This is a genomic window from Shewanella marisflavi (assembly GCF_002215585.1).
GTDB classification, from domain to species: domain Bacteria; phylum Pseudomonadota; class Gammaproteobacteria; order Enterobacterales; family Shewanellaceae; genus Shewanella; species Shewanella marisflavi.
The window spans coordinates 3,690,703-3,707,725 of sequence record NZ_CP022272.1; the positions used below are offsets into that span (position 1 = coordinate 3,690,703).

A 17,023-nucleotide genomic window follows, 5' to 3' on the forward strand; every position below is an offset into this window, starting at 1 on the left:
AGTATAAGCGTTTCCGTACCACCGAATTTATTCGTTTTCCTTTGTATGATTAGGACTTATCCGCACACTCCTAGTAAAGAGGACAACTGAGATTCAGTCAAGCATTTACAGTACACATATATGGACAACAAACCCGACTCATCTAAAAAAAGACCACCCTAGCATATAACTGAGGTGGTCTTTACCTTTATGGGAAAGGGCAATGAATCACTTTGTTGAGCTTTTATGGTGCGATCTTACGCACTTATTATTAAACCTCTTACTTAGGGAACGGTTACTTATGAACCTTAGTTAAAGCCGCAGCCTTCTCTGTGTAATCAGCATGGCAATTACCACAGGTAAACTTAGCTGTACCCCATGGCATTTGATACTTGCCATCATCGGTGAACTGCTTGGCATCAGGCGATAGATCCAGGGTAAAGAGGTGAGACTTAATATCACCAAATACCACATCCGCACTACCCAGCTTAGGTGCTGTCGTTACCGCACTCTTAGCCAACTTAGGCATATGACAGTCGGTACACTCGGCTATCGTGCCGTGGCCATATGATCCACCACCGTCAGCAAAGGCCATGGTATGACAATCGGTACAGGCTTTAACGGCGCCCATATGCAGACCATCGCTGCTGTCCTGATTCTTAGTCGACTTATGAGAGTCATGGCAGGTCGTACAGCTCATGCCTTTCTTAACACCAATTTCATCACCAGCCTTATAGATACCGTGGTCCTGTGGTACTACGCCTAAAAGCTCATCGGCAGTTTGGTGATGTTGCGCCAAGCCACCTTTCGCAATGATGCGACCACCCACTTGGCTACCGCTAGGATAGGCCTCATTGTACTTGCTGACGAAAGAGGGGTAATCCTTCTCACCATCACGGGTATGACATTCGGCACAGGTCACCGCCTTGCCATAGGCCATATCATCGGCGAGTAACTCCTCTGTAGTGCGCGCAACGGCTATCTTGGTGATGTTATCTTTCGAAGGTGCCTTAACGTGGAAACTACCCGCCCCATGACAGGCTTCACACTGAATCCCCTGCTCGGCAAACGTGCCATTCATGCCGATAAGGTCGTCCTGACGATCTGGGTTACGGTTGTCGCCACCGGCCACATCTGTGGTGCGCTTCCAGCCAGTTGTATGACAGTTACCGCAGCTATATTTATAGTCAAACTCTGTATCTTTGTAGTTACCCATCACATCTGGATCGGCGGGATGGTTATCAGGAATATTGAGCTCACCCTTGCTGTTACGAATGTTGTATTGAACATTCTTACCCGTCACTATGTAGCCGTCTTTGTCCAACCAGCGCATTTTCCAATGATAGCCCCCCACCACATAGGTGACATCATCATAGCTACTTGGTGCGCCTAAGGTGTTGTTCGGCGTTGAATCCACTAACAGATCGATCGCGCCAGTAATGGTCGTTTCAGGCGTATACGGGAAGCTTGGCTGTGCACCGTCGCTGATCTTTTGAATCTTAAAGTTGTGACCCGTCTTAGCAAAAGAAGCATGCTGCTCGCTGTGGCATCCGGCACAAGCCGCTGATCCCACATAGGCTAACACCTCTGGCTCTGGCAGGGCCTCAACTGTCACTGTGACTTCACCAACTGCCTCATCAGTGCCATCGGTGATGGTGTAATTAAACTTAACCTCTCCTGCCGAAGTTCCCGCGGTATACTCAACCTTACCCTCTTTGATCACTGCGCTATCATTGCTGACCGATACGATAGAGAGCGTGTCACCATCGGCGTCGGTATCATTGGCCAGTACATCTATGACGACCATTTCAGAAACCGTCACGGTCGCGCTATCGGCTACGGCAACGGGCGGGGTGTTTTCTTGAACTGGAGGTGGGTTTTCATCGTTATCACTACCACATGCCACTAACATGGATATCATGCTAGCGAGCAATAGCTTTTTACATGGAATTTGGTTGCTCATTTGTTCATCCTCTCGTGGCTTATGACAATCACCAACTTTGCAGGGAGGGCGATTGATATGTCTCTTTGGACATGGTCACAGTATTTGTGACTTACCACTAAAGGGATAGATTAGGCGATTTCACAATAGTCAGCCTATTGTGAACTTTACTTATCAAGGTAAAGGTAAGAAGCTGATTTTAAATACTAAAAATCATCATGAAAGATTGTGGTTTTGTAAAACAAATTGACCCGTTGTTGTCAGAATATAGATCTTGCTCTCATTTTGTTGTACCAGACCCGCCTTCTTCAATTGGCGCAGATGAAAATTAAATTTTGTGTGATCTTCTACCCCCACCAGGCGGCAAAGATCCATAAATTTGAGTTGCTTATGAGTACCAAGCTGTTTAAGGGTCATGCGTCTTAACGGATTTGCCAGAGCAGCATAAACGCTATCTGGGTCGATATCGGCGGCAGATTTTAATAACTGCTTCTCGGCGATACTGCGCTTGATACTCATCAATAACTCACCTGCATTAAAAGGCTTGGTCATCACGCTATCGGCACCTTTCTTCATGGCATCAACCGCTGTATCTACCGTTGCATAGGCAGTGATAATGATGATGGCGATAAACGGGTTCAGTTGACGTAGATTTGAGATAGCCTCAACCCCAGTCATCCCAGGCATCAGCAGATCCATTAGCGCAATATCGAAACTGTGATGCTCACAGGCAGAAATGGCCCCCTCAGCGCAATCGACGGCGATCACCTGATGACCTTCTAACTCCAATATGTCTACCATATTGGTACGTAAGTCTGCATCGTCTTCAGCAATCAACACATTTGCCATTATGCCCCTTCCTCAAAAAAAATCGATATCTGAGTGCCCCGGCCGGGTTGGCTTTCGATGCACATACTGCCGTGATGTGCCCTGACAATTGACTCACAGATAGCCAATCCCAGCCCGGTCCCCTTACCTATCGCCTTGGTAGAATAAAAAGGCTCTAGAGCCCGAGCACGACAAGCTTCATCCATCCCTTGCCCCTCATCACTCACAGATAACTGAATGCCATCATCTCGCTGCAACGCACTGACGCAGATCTTACCGCCTTTATCACTGGCATCCATGGCATTGTTGAGCAAGTTAATCAGTAACTCTTCCAACTTAATTTTTTGCCCCATGATCTGCAGCGAGTCGGGGCAATCGACCTTGATGTCGAACTCTCGTTGCTTATGAGACAAGAGCTTAATTGCCGAACCAACCACCTCAGCCAACTTAACCTGTCTCGGTTCTTCTGACACAGGTCGAGCGTAAGCCAGCAACTCCTTACTGATCTCGGCAGCGCGACTAATGCCCAGGCGAATTCGCTGAATATACTCAGCCTGCGCAGGATCCTGGTGTGGATATTTTCGCTCCAGTAAGTCCAGCGCCAATGTCGAAGAAGCCAAAGGATTGTTGATCTCATGGGCTACCCCCATGGCAAGCTGGCCTATCGCCTTGTATTTATCCGTCTCCACCGCCCGTTTCAACTTGGCCTCTGTTTGCTGCTCGCGTTCGATATCAAAAATCTTGAGAGCCTTCAACAGCGCAATGAGTACCAGGCCACTGGCCAGGGTACGCAACACGGGAACTGTCATGTGTAAATCTGTTGCAACCAACCCCGCGAATATGCCGTATATCCAAAGTCCCACGCCTGTGGCCACAAAGTACTGCCCATAGTCATGTCGCTGCCGCAACAGGTCGTGACCATATATTGCCATGCCACATCCAGCCAGAAAGGCGCTGCCAAACCCCAGCAACAAACGTGTATAGAATGAAGCCTGCGCAAACATCTCATCGGATAAGTCCAGCGAAGTTGAGAAACGTACTACCGACACTAAATATGCCAACAAGATAAGCAAGATCACCCCATGGCCGATGCGCGCAATGGACCGCGACAAGATAGAGAATAATAGCCAAGAAAATACCATCAAACTGGCAAACGAGAGCGCTAACTTAAGCAGTCTAAGCCACTCCACGAGCACCTGATATTGCCTGGAGATATCATCGGCAAACAGGATCACATATAACTCGGACCACTCGTGAAAAGCATGGGTAAACCCAAACAAAGCCAGCGCCCATAGTGTGGGGGAGATTGAGAGTTGGCTGTACTTAAAATTGCGAAACACAACGACACAGCCAATGGAGAAAAATACCAGGCCGTAAAAGAGATAGATGTTAAACACGATAAAGGTCGACATAGCCAGACTGTACCACTGGCTCAACATGCCTTGCCGTGACGGTCGCATCAATATCGTTTTAAAACTGGCCAGAGACAAAAAAGCCACCCTAAGGTGGCTTTTATCATAAGGTAATCAAAGATCAGCTGACCCGCACGACCTCGCCGCCAAGGCCCTTAAATTTGTCTTCGATATGCTCATAGCCTCTATCGAGATGATAGATACGATCCACTGTGGTCACACCTTCAGCCACTAGACCAGCAATCACCAGGCTAGCCGAGGCGCGAAGATCGGTCGCCATCACCTGAGCACCATTAAGCTGTTCAGTCCCCTTGATGATACAAGTATTGCCTTCAAGCTCCATGTTAGCGCCCATACGAATCAGCTCAGGCACATGCATGAAACGATTCTCGAAGATGGTCTCGGTAATGGTCGCCGTCCCTTCGGCCAAGGCGTTGAGCACACAAAACTGCGCCTGCATGTCCGTCGGAAAACCAGGATAAGGCATGGTCTTGATATTGACCGCCTTTGGGCGTTGCCCCTGCATATCCAGCTCAATCCAATCTTCACCCGTGGTGATGGTTGCGCCAGCATCTTCCAGCTTGGCCAGCACAGCTTCGAGCGTCTTGGGATCGGCATCGACGCAGCGGATCTTACCTCGGGTTACCGCGGCGGCCACCAGGAAACTACCTGTTTCGATACGATCCGGCATCACACGGTATTCACAGCCACTGAGCGACTCGACACCCTGAATGCGAATGGTATCGCTACCGGCACCACTAATCTTAGCGCCCATGGCGTTCAGACAATTCGCCAGATCGATCACCTCAGGTTCACGAGCGGCGTTTTCAATCACGGTTTCACCATCGGCAAGAGCCGCGGCCATCAACAGGTTTTCGGTAGCACCGACACTGATCATATCCATGAAGATATGAGCGCCCTTGAGGCGGCCATCGACGCGGGCCTTGATGTAGCCCTCTTTCACCTCAATCTTGGCGCCCATCTGCTCCAGACCATGCAGATGCAGGTTAACCGGACGCGCACCAATGGCGCAGCCGCCCGGCAAAGAGACGTCGGCAGTGCCGTAACGTGCCAGCAGAGGTCCCAAGATGAGAATTGAAGCGCGCATGGTCTTCACCAGCTCATAGGGCGCACAAAACTCGTCAAGATGGGTGGTCGATATGGTGATCTTACCTTCATCACTGCGACTAACGTCGGCGCCGAGGCAGCGAAGTAATTCACAGCTGGTGTTGACGTCTCTCAGGTTGGGGACATTGGTGACCACAAAGTCAGTCTCGGCCAATACACCGGCCATTAGAATGGGAAGCGCGGCATTTTTCGCGCCTGAGATCACCACGTCACCGGCCAGTGCACCACTGGCCTGAATTGTTAATTTATCCACTATGAGTCTCTAGCCTGGCATGTTGAAGATTTTTTCACGCTTCCACTGCGTCGGGGTAAAGGCGTTGATCGTGATGGCGTGCAATGCCCCACTGGTCACATGTTCCATTAAGGGGCCATAGATCATCTGCTGCTGTTTGACTCGGCTTACACCGTCGAAACACTCACCAACGGCGACAATCTTATAATGTGTCCCATCCTGGCTCACGTGCACTTCATCTAGTGTCAGCGCTTGGCTAAGCAGCTGTTCAATCTCATTGCATTCCATATATGGATAACCCTTTTATTTGGCTTCTTCGATGAAGAAGTCTTGTAAATCATATAAATCAATTAACTTTTTCAATTGCTCTGGCGGACAACATAGCGCTAGCGTCTTGCCCTGCGCCTTATGCTCGGCCACCAGATGCAGCAGCAATGCCACACCGGCACTGTCGCTATAAACGATGCCAGAAAGATCCAAGCGCTCACTCGTCTGGCTCAGCAACCCATCAAGCTTGGGCCAAAGCTGCACCACCGCCGCCTGGGACAGCTCACCGCTCACCCGGCAGACGCCCGCCTCCTGATTAAAGGACAGCATTATAGCCTAGTCCCTTGGTTAACCAAGCTGATATGGTTTTCAGTGTGAGTTTCTAACTCTTTTATCACCGCATCGATACCATTTTGGCGGATAAGGTTAGAGATCTCTGCGCTTTTAGAGGCCAGTAGACTCACCCCTTCGGCCACAAGGTCAAACGCCTTCCAGGTATCATCCTTAAGACGACGCACCTTGAAGATCAACTTGATCGGCGGACGTCCCTGCTCGATAACCTGTACATTAACATCCACCATCTTCTCATCGTCGAAGCGCTTAGCCGGTGCAAACTCGACCTCTTGATCTGTGTACTCGGTAAATGCCTGGGCATAGGTAGCGATCAAATAGGTCTTAAACGCCTCGGCAAAACGCTCACGCTGCTCCGGAGTACTCTGGCGCAGGTAAGGCCCCATCACCTTATAAGAGGCATACTTATAATCTATGTAGGGCATCAACTCGTCAGAGACTATCACCTTAAGGTGGTCAGGGTTGGCCTTAATTGTGGCAAAATCCTGATGAAACCTGGCGAAAGTCTTGTTGGCAACCGATTCCACCATGGCATAGGGATCTTTGGTATTAACCGAAATCTCTTCGCTACTCGCCGCCGCACTGGTCAACAGCACCATGGCGGAGAAAACCACTTTCAACAACTGTTTCATAATCGTCCCTATTAATTTTCTTTAGACTTCATACTGTATAAGAACTGGCCGATGAGATCTTCGAGCACCAAAGCCGAATGGGTGTCATCGATACGATCGCCATCTTTGAGCATGCCGATATCGTCCATCACAAAACCGGGCGTCAGGCCTAAAAACTGCTCGCCTAACAGGCCAGAGGTCAGAATCGACAGGCTACTGGTTTCGGGGAACTGATCGTATTGTTTATCCATTGCCAGCTCGACCACAGCCACCAGTTCTTCAGGATCTAAGCTGATATTGGTCACTCGGCCAACCACCACGCCGCCCACCTTGACGGGCGAGCGCACCTTAAGACCGCCAATATTGGTAAACTTGGCGTATAAGGTGTAATGGCTCTGGCCAGGTTTCACCTCGACATTGGCCACATTAAAGACCAGGACCAAAAAGGCCAATAGGCCCGACAGAATAAACAAGCCAACTAACAGTTCAATTTTTCGAGTCAACATACTCAATTACCACTCAGTTCTATACATACCATGACGGCAAATATATAGGTTTATCCATAAACAAAATTTAATCAGCGGCCAAACATAATGGCCGTTAACAAGAAATCTAGCGCCAGCACTGCCAGGCTGGATTGCACCACGGTTTGTGTGGTTGCGCGGCTAATGCCCTCAGGGTTGGGGATCACATGATAACCGCGATATAAAGCTATCCAGGTCACCACGACAGCAAATACCAGACTCTTGATCATGCAGTTCACGATATCCTCGCGCCACTCTACCGAGGCCTGCAGAATCGACCAAAAACTGCCGCTATCTATCCCTTTCCACTCCACACCCACCAGATGACCACCATAGATCCCCACAGCGGTAAACATTAGTGCCAGTAGGGGTAAGCTGATCACCCCGGCCCAAAATCGCGGCGCGATCACCTGCCTTAAGGGATCGATAGCCATCATCTCCAGACTGGAGAGCTGCTCGGTGCTCTTCATCAAACCAATTTCGGCGGTCAATGCCGAACCGGCGCGTCCGGCAAACAGCAGCGCGGTCACCACAGGTCCCAGTTCACGCAGCAAACTGAGCGCGACCATAGGACCCAGGCTGTCTTCGGTGCCAAACCCCACCAGAATATTATAGCCTTGCAGTGCCAGCACCATGCCGATAAACAGGCCGGACACTAAGATGATCACCATAGACTGCACGCCAATCACATACAGCTGTTTAATTAATAAAGGCGTGCCTTTTCGTACTCTAGGGACCTTGGCAATAGCGCCCCACAACATCAGGCCAGCACGACCCAAGCCGGTGACGCTATCGATTGCACTACGACCTAAGCTGGCGATATGATCAATCACGCTCACCTAACATCTCCTTTTGGTAATCCTGTGCGGGAAAGTGAAACGGCACAGGCCCGTCGGGCTGACCACCGATAAACTGTTTCAGTTTAGGATTATCTGCCGCTTTCAACTCGGCGGGCGTGCCATGGGCGATCACCTTCTTGTCGGCCAGCACATAGACATAATCGGCAATCCCCAACACCTCTTGTACGTCGTGAGACACCACCACAGAAGTAAGACTCAGGGCATCGCCCAGCTCGCGGATCAGCTTTACCAAGACCCCCATAGAGATAGGGTCCTGACCGGCGAAGGGCTCATCATAGAGCACCAGCTCGGGCTCAAGGGCAATGGCACGGGCCAAGGCTGCACGTCGCTGCATGCCGCCAGACAGCTCGCTCGGCATCATCTGCGCCGCGCCTCTCAGGCCCACCGCCTCAAGCTTCATCAGCACGATGCGGCGAATGATCGCCTCTGGCAAGTCTGAGTGCTCCCGAAGTGCAAAGGCGACGTTATCGAATACGTTCATATCGGTGAACAAGGCGCCGCTTTGAAACAGCATGCTCATACGTTTACGCAGGTCAAAGAGTTCACTGCGATTACACTTGTGCACATCTATGCCGTCGACCTTGACCTCACCTGTATCCGGGCGCAGCTGCCCTCCGATCAACTTCAGCAGGGTCGTCTTACCTATACCGCTAGGGCCCATGATGGCGGTTACCTTGCCGCGAGGAATCGACAGGCTCACATCATCATAGATGACATGGGAACCACGGCTGAAACCTAGATGGCTAACCTCAACCAATGGCCTGGTCTCAGTTGACGACTCTGTGTCATGACTTAACGATTGATGACTCATAACGGGACCTAATACATTCCATGGATAGGCGGCAGGAAAAGAGACAAATTGTACGAAATTGACCGATTGTGCACAACTGAATCGACACTATCTTTGCGCAATACTTTCAATTTGGCTCAAATCCAGCGAAAATGCGCGGCAGACTCTTAAATAAAAAGAATTTCAATGCTATTTAATATTTTCTTACTGATCGTCGGTTTAGGGGCGCTGGTATGGAGCGCCGACAAATTTGTCTTCGGCGCCGCGGCATTCGCCCGCAATCTCGGCCTGCCTCCCATGTTAATCGGGCTCACCATAGTTGCCATGGGCAGCTCGGCGCCAGAGATGTTCGTTGCGGCCACCGCCTCGCTCGAGGGAATGACAGACACTGCCATTGGTAATGTGCTGGGCTCCAACGTTGCCAACATCACGCTTATCTTGGGGATCACCGCGCTTTTAGGCGCAATATCAGTAGGTTCACAAACACTTAAGCGTGAAATTCCTATGATGCTGGGGGCGACGGCGCTGGCGGGCTATTTCCTCCACGACGGGCAACTGACCCGCATCGAAGGACTCGTGTTGCTGGCACTCTTTTTCTCGCTGATGGGCTATCTCATCTGGCATGCGATCTCCAACAAGGAGAAAGACCCCTTTATCGATGAAGCCGAAAGCGAAGTTCCTAAGGATGTGCCCACGCCAAAGGCTGTGCTCTGGTTAGTGATCGGCATAGTGCTGCTGCCCCTGTCGGCAGACTGGATGGTACAAGGCGCAGTGGGTATCGCCAAGGCTTTCCATATGTCAGACTTAGTCATAGGACTCACCATCATAGCCGTTGGCACCAGCCTGCCTGAATTGGCGGCTTGTGTGGCGGGCGTGTTAAAGAAAGAGGACGATCTGGCCATAGGCAACGTGGTTGGCTCAAACCTGTTTAATATTTTGGCGGTACTGGCACTGCCTGCGCTTATCGCACCCGGTGCGGTAGATGCCGCAGCCAGCACTCGAGACTTTTATATGGTAATGGCAACTAGCGTTGCCCTGGCCATACTGATTTTATTAACCGGCAAAGCCCGCCAACTTCGCCCTTGGCATGGTGGCGTGTTATTAGTGACTTTTATCGGCTATCAAGTCACGCTTTTCCTATCCTAATAGCGCTTTAGGCCGAAAAATATAGAGAGAACAAGATGGTAGATGCGGATCAATTACGTCAATGGGGACGCAAGGTTATCGATACCGAGCGCAATGCGCTGGACAACCTGTATCAATATGTCGACTCAAATGAATTTGCCAAAGCTTGCCAACTGATCCTCGCCTGCACCGGCAAGGTGATCGTCATGGGCATGGGCAAATCCGGCCACATAGGCAACAAGATTTCGGCCACGCTGGCCAGCACAGGGACTCCAGCCTTCTTCGTGCATCCAGGTGAAGCCAGTCACGGCGACTTGGGTGTGCTGAGCGAAAACGATATCGTGCTCGCCATCTCAAACTCGGGCGAGGCCAGTGAAATTTTAACCCTGATGCCGGTGATCAAACGCATGGGATTGCCTGTGATTGCAGTCACGGGTAAACCCGAATCTAACATGGCTAAACACGCCGTGGTTCACCTGTGTATCGAGGTGCCAGAAGAGGCCTGCCCATTAGGACTAGCCCCCACATCTAGCACCACTGCCACCTTAGTGATGGGTGATGCCCTGGCGGTCGCTCTATTACAGGCGCGTGGCTTTACCAAAGATGATTTTGCCCTGTCTCATCCCGGTGGCAGCTTGGGCCGTAAGCTCCTGCTTAAGGTGAGCGACGTAATGCACAAGGGTGATGAGTTACCTTTAGTCTCACAAGACATTAGCATTACCGATGCCCTGTATGAAATATCGAAGAAGGGCCTTGGCATGACGGCTGTGATCGATTCGGCAGGCCTATTGGTAGGTATCTTTACCGACGGCGATCTACGCCGGGTGATCGACGCCGAGATTAACCTGCGCAAGACCTCTATCTCCGAGGTGATGACCCATGGTTGCGTCACCGTCAGCGACGGCATACTGGCGGCGCAGGCCCTTAAGGTAATGGACGAAAAAGAGATTAACGGCCTGATAGTGACCGATGAGACACAGCGTCCCATCGGCGCTCTCAATATGCTGGATATGGTCAAGGCGGGGGTGATCTAACATGGCACATCAAGGTTTCTACGGTCCCATCACTGATGCTGTTTGGCAGAAGGCTAAACAGATTAAGCTGCTGATCTGCGATGTCGACGGCGTGTTTTCCGATGGCTTAGTCTATATGAGTAACTCGGGCGATGAGCTTAAGACTTTCCATACACGCGATGGGTATGGCGTGCGCTCGCTGCTCACCAGCGATATTCCCGTTGCCATCATCACAGGGCGTAAGTCTCAAATAGTGGAAGATCGCATGACAGCCCTTGGGATCACCCATATCTATCAGGGCGTGGACAACAAACTTGAACCATACGAAGAGCTGCTGGCTCTCTATAAGGTCACGCCCCAGGAAGTGGCCTATATTGGCGACGATATGGTGGATCTGCCTGTGATGCAGAAGGTGGGCTTATCTGTCTGTGTGGCTGATGGCCACCCTTATGTGCGCCAACACGCCGACATGACGACCCATATCAAAGGGGGCCACGGCGCCCTGCGAGAACTGACAGACCTTATTCTGCTCAGCCAGGATAAGTTTGCGTCGGCCCACGGAATGAGCATATGAATAGAGTCACGCTGGCCATTATCGCCTTTTTCGGTACCGCACTAGTGCTCTATTGGCAGGTGCAATCGAAACGGGGAGAAGAAGATCTGGCACAGGTGAACGCCGACAGTCCCGACTATATCGTCCGGGATCTTAAGAGCGTGCAGTACAATGAGCAGGGCGGCATCAATAGCCGCGTATCGGCCAGCCACATGAAGCACTACGCCGAACGCAACATGACCTACTTTACTCAGCCCATCTATCTCGTGTATCCAGACAAGGGCGATGCCCAATGGCGACTCAGATCGACTAAAGGCACTCTGGACAAAAATAGCGGACGGGTCACCCTGGAAAATAATGTTATCATTGATGCTATTAGCCCAGAAGAACCTATCCAGACCATAGAGACCACCTATCTGGAGTTGGATCTCAATACTATGATAATGACATCCGACAAAAGCATTCGGGTAACGGGGCGAGATTTCCTCATCACGGGGCAAGGCTTATACGCCGATCTCAACGCACAAAATATACGACTGACGAGTCAGGTAGAAGGAACATATGAAACTAAATAGCCTTATTCTCGCTGGGCTGCTAACCCTGATTAGCCTGGGCGCCCAAGCCAAGGATAATGACCTACTACAAGAGGTCAAGATCTCTGCCGCTAGCCAGGAAGCCGATATCAAGAACAATCAGATCATCTTCCATGGACCGGTTGAGGTCACTCAGGGCTCGATCAAGATCTTGGCCGATGAACTGCGCGCCTTCAGCAAAGAAAAGAACAGTGGCAAGATCCTCGTTGCCACAGGCAACCCGGCCACCTACTCTCAGGTAATGGAAGATGGCCGTCCCGCCTCTGCCAGTGCCAAAGAGATCCGCTATGAACTCTCGAGCCGCACCCTGACACTCATTGGCGATGCTACCCTGGAACAGGAAGGCAGCCAGGTCACAGGTACTCAGATCCGCTACAACATTGAACAGCAACAGCTGATTGCCGAGAGTACAGGCAATGACCGCGTGATCACCATTATTCAGCCTGAAAACTATCAAGAGCAGAAACAAGCGCAACCCGAGCCAGAACCAGAACAACCCGAACAGGAAAAGCAATGACAGACCTGACCTTGAAGGCGGAAAACCTCGCCAAGAGCTATAAGAGTCGTGCCGTTGTCCAAGATGTGAGCCTTACAGTCAAAACCGGGCAGATCGTCGGCCTATTGGGACCAAACGGTGCCGGTAAGACCACCACCTTCTACATGGTGGTCGGCCTAGTACAGAGCGACAAGGGACGCATCTATATCGATGATGACGACCTCACCCTCGACCCCATGCACCTTCGCGCCCGTAAAGGCATAGGTTACCTGCCCCAGGAAGCCAGCATCTTTCGCAAACTCTCGGTACGCGACAACATCATGGCCGTGCTGCAGACCCGCAGCGATCTGGATAACGATGGCCGCGAAGAGGAGTTGGAACATCTGCTGGAAGAGTTTCATATTACCCATATCCGTGACAGCCACGGTATGGCGTTGTCGGGCGGTGAACGTCGCCGGGTAGAGATCGCCAGGGCCCTGGCCGCGAACCCGAAATTTATTCTTCTCGATGAACCCTTCGCCGGTGTCGACCCCATCTCAGTCATCGACATCAAAAAGATCATCGAGCAACTCAAAAACCGTGGCCTTGGGGTGTTGATCACCGACCATAATGTGCGCGAAACATTAGACGTCTGTGAGAAAGCCTATATCGTCAGCCACGGTAATCTGATCGCCGAAGGAACACCCGCCGAAATCTTAGACAATCAGCAAGTACGAGCAGTGTACTTAGGTGAACAATTCAAGCTATAGTTAATCTTATAACCGGGCCATAAACTGAAACTAATATCAGATTGTGGCCATAAGGACTATCCTTTATATTTGTCCGGCCAATTAGCCAGAGCTTTCTCATTTTATAATTAGAAACAAGGGAATAGCAGTACGATGAAAGCGTCACTTCAGCTCAAAATGGGTCAGCATCTCACCATGACGCCCCAGCTACAACAGGCCATACGTCTGTTGCAGTTGTCGTCACTAGAGTTGCAGCAGGAGATCCAACAAGCATTAGAATCCAATCCGCTACTGGAGTTGGATGAAGAGCAAGAAGGCGCCAGTGCCGAACTACAAGATGATACCGCCGTCGACAATTTCGACAGCAAGTATGATGACAAGATAGAGCTGGATTCGAGTCAGGATAACTCAGGCGTCGAGACCTCGGACGCCCTGACTCAAGACTCTATGCCTGACGAGCTGCCGGTCGACACTACTTGGGACGAGGTCTATACCGCCTCCCCTAACTCCAGCTCAGGCGCCATGCGCGACGACGACATGCCTTTTCAGGGCGAGACCAGTGAAGGCCTATACGAGCACCTCGAATGGCAGAAGAATCTCACCCCTTTTTCCGATAACGATCTGGCCATCGCCACCGCCATCATAGATGCCATTGACGAACGCGGTTACCTGACCCAGACCTGCGAGGATATTCTCGAAGCGATGGGCGATCCCGAAATAGAACTCGATGAGGTCGAGGCAGTACTCAAGCGAGTACAGCACTTCGACCCCATAGGCGTGGCGGCGCGAGATCTCAGCGAGTGTCTGACGATTCAGCTGGCCCAATACAGCGACGATACCCCGCATATCGCCAATGCACGCATGTTGATCAAGGAGCACTTGGATCTCATCGCTGGACGCGACTTCCGCCTCTTGATGCGCAAAACCAAGCTTAAAGAAGATGAGCTAAGAGATGCTATCGCCCTCATTCAAACTTTAAACCCCCGTCCAGGCCTGGCCATTACCGCCAGCCGCGACGAGTATGTGATCCCTGATGTGACCGTCACCAAGAAGAAGGGACGCTGGGTGGTCGAGCTTAATCCCGATAGCATGCCCAAGATCAACGTCAACCAGCAGTATGCGGCCATGGCGCGCAGCACTAAGAGCCAGGCTGACGGTCAGTTTATTCGTGGTCACCTGCAAGAGGCGAAATGGTTCCTCAAGAGTCTTGAGAGCCGTAACGAGACACTGCTAAAGGTCACCAACTGCATTGTCGACTTCCAACAAGGTTTCTTCGAATTTGGTGAAGAGGCGATGAAGCCCATGGTGCTTAACGACATCGCCGAAGCGGTGGAGATGCACGAATCGACCATCTCCCGTGTAACCACACAGAAATATATGCATACCCCGAGAGGGATCTTCGAACTCAAATACTTTTTCTCTAGCCATGTCGGCACTGACGATGGTGGAGAGTGCTCTTCAACAGCAATACGGGCTTTTATTAAGAAGCTAGTTGCTGCGGAAAACCAGAAAAAGCCATTAAGCGACAGCAAGATGGCTCAACTCTTAGCTGAACAAGGCATTAAAGTGGCGCGTCGCACTATTGCTAAGTACCGAGAGGCAATGCTTATACCGCCCTCGAATCAGCGTAAGAGCTTATAACACGTAACTGGAAACTGGAGGACTATCTTTATGCAAATAAACCTGACTGGGCACCATATCGAGATCACCCAATCTCTAAGAAACTATGTTGAAGAGAAATTCACAAAGCTTGAACGTCATTTCGATCAGATCAATAATGTGCACGTTGTATTAAATGTCGAAAAGTTGCAGCAAAAGGTTGAGGCCAAGTTACACCTCCGTGGCGGAGAAGTGTTCGCAACATCCGAACATGCGGACATGTATGCCGCGATAGACTCCCTGATTGACAAGCTCGATCGTCAGGTCATTAAACACAAAGAGAAGCTTACTAAACATTAACGATGGAACTGAGTACCATCCTGCGGCCGGAGTGCACAACCTGCGCCACTCCGGGCAGTAAGAAAAAGGTACTGGAGCTTATCAGCGACTTAGCCGCTGTCCAGTACCCCACCCTCTCCTCTCAAGAGATTTTTGAAAGCCTTCTGGCTCGAGAGAAAATGGGCAGCACAGGTATAGGCAATGGTATCGCGATTCCTCACGGACGGCTGACGAACATAGAGCAACCAGTGGCCGTACTGGTGAAGTGTGCTGAACCAATCGCATTCGATGCCATTGATAATAAGCCCGTCGATATCCTTTTTGCATTATTGGTGCCCGCAGATCAATGCGAGCAGCATCTTAGTACTCTGGCCGCCATGGCAGAGAAACTCAATGACAAGGCGATCATGAAACAGCTAAGAAAAACCAAGGATGAGTCAGAACTCTATCAGGTGATCACCCAATGAAATTGGTTTTGGTATCCGGACGCTCAGGGTCGGGAAAATCTGTCGCACTTAGGGTCTTAGAAGATCTCGGCTACTACTGTGTCGATAATCTGCCCCTACAGATGATGGAATCCCTGCTGGAGCAACTCAAGGGACGCAGCGAACTGGTGGCCATTAGCGTCGATGTGCGCAATATGCCCAGCGAAGAGATCCAGTTGGAAAAGCAGCTGGCCAAGCTCCCGAAAGATACCGAGATCTTAAGTTTCTTCCTTAACTCCAGCGACAATGTGCTGCTCAAGCGCTATAGCGAGACCCGCAGATTACATCCGCTGTCACGCTCAAAAGTCTCTCTCAAGGAGGCGATTCAGCTCGAAGGCAAACTGCTCGATCCCATCGCCAAGCTAGTGGATCACTATATCGACACCTCTAACCTCAACATCTATGAGTTGAGTGACAAGGTGCGCGAAATATTACTGGGCACAGTCGATAAAGAGCTGGTGATCAACTTCGAATCTTTCGGCTTTAAATATGGCATGCCAAGCGAAGCCGACTTCATGTTCGATGTGCGCTTTTTGCCAAATCCCCATTGGGAGCCAGAACTGAGACCCCTGACCGGCCTCGATGAGGCAGTGCAGCAGTTTCTGAGTCAGCAGCCACTGGTGAATAAATTTATCTGGCAAATCGAAAACCTGCTGGAAACCTGGTTACCTCATCTTGAGCGTAACAACCGCAGTTACCTCACCATTGCCATTGGCTGCACGGGTGGGCAACACAGATCTGTCTATGTCACCGACCAACTGGCCAAGCTGTTCAACAAAGGCAAGCATAAGGTACAGGCTCGTCACAGAGAGCTAAAGCATGACTAAGTTGGCTCGCGAGCTGACCATCTGCAATAAGTTGGGACTGCACGCCAGGGCGGCCACCAAGCTGGCAGTACTTGCCGCCAAGTTCGATGCCCAAGTCACCCTGATCCAGGGCGACAAACAAGCCTCGGCCGCCAGCGTACTCGGCCTATTGATGCTCGAAACAGGCATGGGCAAAACCATCACAATCACCAGTGAAGGCAAAGATGCCCAGGCGGCACTGGACGCCATCAGTGCCCTTATTGACGCCAAATTCGACGAGGCCGTATAATCGGCTCGCTTTGCGGTGCCGGGTGAATTTCGTCCTATACTTATCATAGACTTACACGCCTATTACCCAAGCC

Annotated in this window: 21 protein-coding genes; 11 read left to right on the plus strand and 10 right to left on the minus strand. The window is 50.9% G+C overall.

Features of this window, described 5'->3' with window-relative positions:
• Positions 1-274 precede the first annotated feature (274 nt).
• The 10 genes from CFF01_RS16235 to CFF01_RS16280 form a co-directional block, all read right to left on the minus strand.
• Positions 275-1,942 carry an Ig-like domain-containing protein gene (locus CFF01_RS16235; RefSeq protein WP_088905486.1) on the minus strand — a complete coding sequence of 556 codons (1,668 nt, stop codon included), beginning with the start codon at positions 1,940-1,942 and terminating at the stop codon, positions 275-277.
• Between the two features lie 195 nt (positions 1,943-2,137).
• On the minus strand, positions 2,138-2,770 hold the full coding sequence (locus CFF01_RS16240) for a response regulator (protein ID WP_033539418.1): 633 nt from the start codon (positions 2,768-2,770) through the stop codon (positions 2,138-2,140).
• On the minus strand, positions 2,770-4,209 hold the full coding sequence (locus CFF01_RS16245; protein ID WP_232479461.1) for a sensor histidine kinase: 1,440 nt from the start codon (positions 4,207-4,209) through the stop codon (positions 2,770-2,772). Before CFF01_RS16245 ends, CFF01_RS16240 begins: the two co-directional genes overlap by 1 nt.
• A 73-nt stretch (positions 4,210-4,282) precedes the next feature.
• A complete protein-coding gene (gene murA, locus CFF01_RS16250) occupies positions 4,283-5,542 on the minus strand; it encodes a UDP-N-acetylglucosamine 1-carboxyvinyltransferase (RefSeq protein WP_088905487.1) in 1,260 nt (419 codons plus the stop codon).
• A gap of 9 nt (positions 5,543-5,551) precedes the next feature.
• A complete protein-coding gene (locus CFF01_RS16255) occupies positions 5,552-5,809 on the minus strand; it encodes a BolA family protein (protein ID WP_033539420.1) in 258 nt (85 codons plus the stop codon).
• Positions 5,810-5,824: 15 nt separating this feature from the next.
• Complete coding sequence (locus CFF01_RS16260) at positions 5,825-6,118, minus strand: STAS domain-containing protein (RefSeq protein WP_088905488.1); 294 nt, start codon at positions 6,116-6,118, stop codon at positions 5,825-5,827.
• Entirely contained in the window at positions 6,118-6,738 is a 621-nt protein-coding gene (locus tag CFF01_RS16265; RefSeq protein WP_408640521.1) for an MlaC/ttg2D family ABC transporter substrate-binding protein, read from the minus strand. Before CFF01_RS16265 ends, CFF01_RS16260 begins: the two co-directional genes overlap by 1 nt.
• A gap of 44 nt (positions 6,739-6,782) precedes the next feature.
• The gene (gene mlaD / locus CFF01_RS16270; RefSeq protein WP_033539423.1) at positions 6,783-7,256 is read right to left on the minus strand and encodes an outer membrane lipid asymmetry maintenance protein MlaD; all 474 of its coding nucleotides are present in this window, start codon (positions 7,254-7,256) and stop codon (positions 6,783-6,785) included.
• 71 nt (positions 7,257-7,327) lie between these two features.
• Positions 7,328-8,113, minus strand: coding sequence for a lipid asymmetry maintenance ABC transporter permease subunit MlaE (mlaE, locus tag CFF01_RS16275; protein ID WP_088905490.1), 786 nt, complete (start codon positions 8,111-8,113; stop codon positions 7,328-7,330).
• Complete coding sequence (locus CFF01_RS16280) at positions 8,100-8,945, minus strand: ATP-binding cassette domain-containing protein (protein WP_052125622.1); 846 nt, start codon at positions 8,943-8,945, stop codon at positions 8,100-8,102. The genes mlaE and CFF01_RS16280 overlap by 14 nt, the downstream gene beginning before the upstream one ends.
• 165 nt (positions 8,946-9,110) lie before the next feature.
• Here CFF01_RS16280 and CFF01_RS16285 point away from each other — a divergent pair, with 165 nt between their 5' ends.
• The 11 genes from CFF01_RS16285 (at position 9,111) to CFF01_RS16335 (ending at position 16,950) form a co-directional block, all read left to right on the plus strand.
• Positions 9,111-10,070, plus strand: a complete 960-nt coding sequence (locus CFF01_RS16285) for a calcium/sodium antiporter (protein WP_088905491.1) — start codon at positions 9,111-9,113, stop codon at positions 10,068-10,070.
• Between the two features lie 35 nt (positions 10,071-10,105).
• Positions 10,106-11,083: a KpsF/GutQ family sugar-phosphate isomerase gene (locus tag CFF01_RS16290; protein ID WP_033539426.1), complete on the plus strand. Its 978-nt coding sequence runs from the start codon at positions 10,106-10,108 to the stop codon at positions 11,081-11,083.
• 1 nt (position 11,084) lies between these two features.
• On the plus strand, positions 11,085-11,636 hold the full coding sequence (kdsC, locus tag CFF01_RS16295; RefSeq protein WP_033539427.1) for a 3-deoxy-manno-octulosonate-8-phosphatase KdsC: 552 nt from the start codon (positions 11,085-11,087) through the stop codon (positions 11,634-11,636).
• A complete protein-coding gene (lptC, locus tag CFF01_RS16300; RefSeq protein WP_033539428.1) occupies positions 11,633-12,190 on the plus strand; it encodes an LPS export ABC transporter periplasmic protein LptC in 558 nt (185 codons plus the stop codon). Before kdsC ends, lptC begins: the two co-directional genes overlap by 4 nt.
• Positions 12,177-12,725, plus strand: coding sequence for a lipopolysaccharide transport periplasmic protein LptA (gene lptA / locus CFF01_RS16305; protein ID WP_088905492.1), 549 nt, complete (start codon positions 12,177-12,179; stop codon positions 12,723-12,725). The genes lptC and lptA overlap by 14 nt, the downstream gene beginning before the upstream one ends.
• Entirely contained in the window at positions 12,722-13,453 is a 732-nt protein-coding gene (lptB, locus tag CFF01_RS16310; protein ID WP_033539430.1) for an LPS export ABC transporter ATP-binding protein, read from the plus strand. Before lptA ends, lptB begins: the two co-directional genes overlap by 4 nt.
• Before the next feature lie 132 nt (positions 13,454-13,585).
• Positions 13,586-15,073 (plus strand): RNA polymerase factor sigma-54, encoded by a 1,488-nt coding sequence (locus CFF01_RS16315; RefSeq protein WP_033539431.1) that lies wholly within the window; start codon positions 13,586-13,588, stop codon positions 15,071-15,073.
• A 30-nt stretch (positions 15,074-15,103) separates the two neighbouring features.
• A complete protein-coding gene (gene hpf, locus CFF01_RS16320; protein ID WP_033539432.1) occupies positions 15,104-15,391 on the plus strand; it encodes a ribosome hibernation promoting factor in 288 nt (95 codons plus the stop codon).
• A 2-nt stretch (positions 15,392-15,393) separates the two neighbouring features.
• Entirely contained in the window at positions 15,394-15,837 is a 444-nt protein-coding gene (gene ptsN, locus CFF01_RS16325) for a PTS IIA-like nitrogen regulatory protein PtsN (RefSeq protein WP_033539433.1), read from the plus strand.
• Complete coding sequence (rapZ, locus tag CFF01_RS16330) at positions 15,834-16,682, plus strand: RNase adapter RapZ (RefSeq protein WP_088905493.1); 849 nt, start codon at positions 15,834-15,836, stop codon at positions 16,680-16,682. The genes ptsN and rapZ overlap by 4 nt, the downstream gene beginning before the upstream one ends.
• Positions 16,675-16,950, plus strand: coding sequence for an HPr family phosphocarrier protein (locus CFF01_RS16335; RefSeq protein WP_033539435.1), 276 nt, complete (start codon positions 16,675-16,677; stop codon positions 16,948-16,950). The genes rapZ and CFF01_RS16335 overlap by 8 nt, the downstream gene beginning before the upstream one ends.
• The last annotated feature ends 73 nt before the right edge of the window (positions 16,951-17,023 follow it).

Bases quoted from the DNA above. Each gene is read 5' to 3' on its own strand.
- CFF01_RS16235 (WP_088905486.1), bottom strand. From the start codon at position 1,942: ATGAGCAACCAAATTCCATGTAAAAAGCTATTGCTCGCTAGCATGATA.
- CFF01_RS16240 (WP_033539418.1), bottom strand. From the start codon at position 2,770: ATGGCAAATGTGTTGATTGCTGAAGACGATGCAGACTTACGTACCAAT.
- CFF01_RS16245 (WP_232479461.1), bottom strand. From the start codon at position 4,209: ATGCGACCGTCACGGCAAGGCATGTTGAGCCAGTGGTACAGTCTGGCT.
- CFF01_RS16255 (WP_033539420.1), bottom strand. From the start codon at position 5,809: ATGGAATGCAATGAGATTGAACAGCTGCTTAGCCAAGCGCTGACACTA.
- CFF01_RS16260 (WP_088905488.1), bottom strand. From the start codon at position 6,118: ATGCTGTCCTTTAATCAGGAGGCGGGCGTCTGCCGGGTGAGCGGTGAG.
- CFF01_RS16265 (WP_408640521.1), bottom strand. From the start codon at position 6,738: ATGGTGCTGTTGACCAGTGCGGCGGCGAGTAGCGAAGAGATTTCGGTT.
- mlaD (WP_033539423.1), bottom strand. From the start codon at position 7,256: ATGTTGACTCGAAAAATTGAACTGTTAGTTGGCTTGTTTATTCTGTCG.
- CFF01_RS16280 (WP_052125622.1), bottom strand. From the start codon at position 8,945: ATGAGTCATCAATCGTTAAGTCATGACACAGAGTCGTCAACTGAGACC.
- CFF01_RS16285 (WP_088905491.1), top strand. From the start codon at position 9,111: ATGCTATTTAATATTTTCTTACTGATCGTCGGTTTAGGGGCGCTGGTA.
- CFF01_RS16290 (WP_033539426.1), top strand. From the start codon at position 10,106: ATGGTAGATGCGGATCAATTACGTCAATGGGGACGCAAGGTTATCGAT.
- kdsC (WP_033539427.1), top strand. From the start codon at position 11,085: ATGGCACATCAAGGTTTCTACGGTCCCATCACTGATGCTGTTTGGCAG.
- lptC (WP_033539428.1), top strand. From the start codon at position 11,633: ATGAATAGAGTCACGCTGGCCATTATCGCCTTTTTCGGTACCGCACTA.
- lptA (WP_088905492.1), top strand. From the start codon at position 12,177: ATGAAACTAAATAGCCTTATTCTCGCTGGGCTGCTAACCCTGATTAGC.
- lptB (WP_033539430.1), top strand. From the start codon at position 12,722: ATGACAGACCTGACCTTGAAGGCGGAAAACCTCGCCAAGAGCTATAAG.
- CFF01_RS16315 (WP_033539431.1), top strand. From the start codon at position 13,586: ATGAAAGCGTCACTTCAGCTCAAAATGGGTCAGCATCTCACCATGACG.
- hpf (WP_033539432.1), top strand. From the start codon at position 15,104: ATGCAAATAAACCTGACTGGGCACCATATCGAGATCACCCAATCTCTA.
- ptsN (WP_033539433.1), top strand. From the start codon at position 15,394: ATGGAACTGAGTACCATCCTGCGGCCGGAGTGCACAACCTGCGCCACT.
- rapZ (WP_088905493.1), top strand. From the start codon at position 15,834: ATGAAATTGGTTTTGGTATCCGGACGCTCAGGGTCGGGAAAATCTGTC.
- CFF01_RS16335 (WP_033539435.1), top strand. From the start codon at position 16,675: ATGACTAAGTTGGCTCGCGAGCTGACCATCTGCAATAAGTTGGGACTG.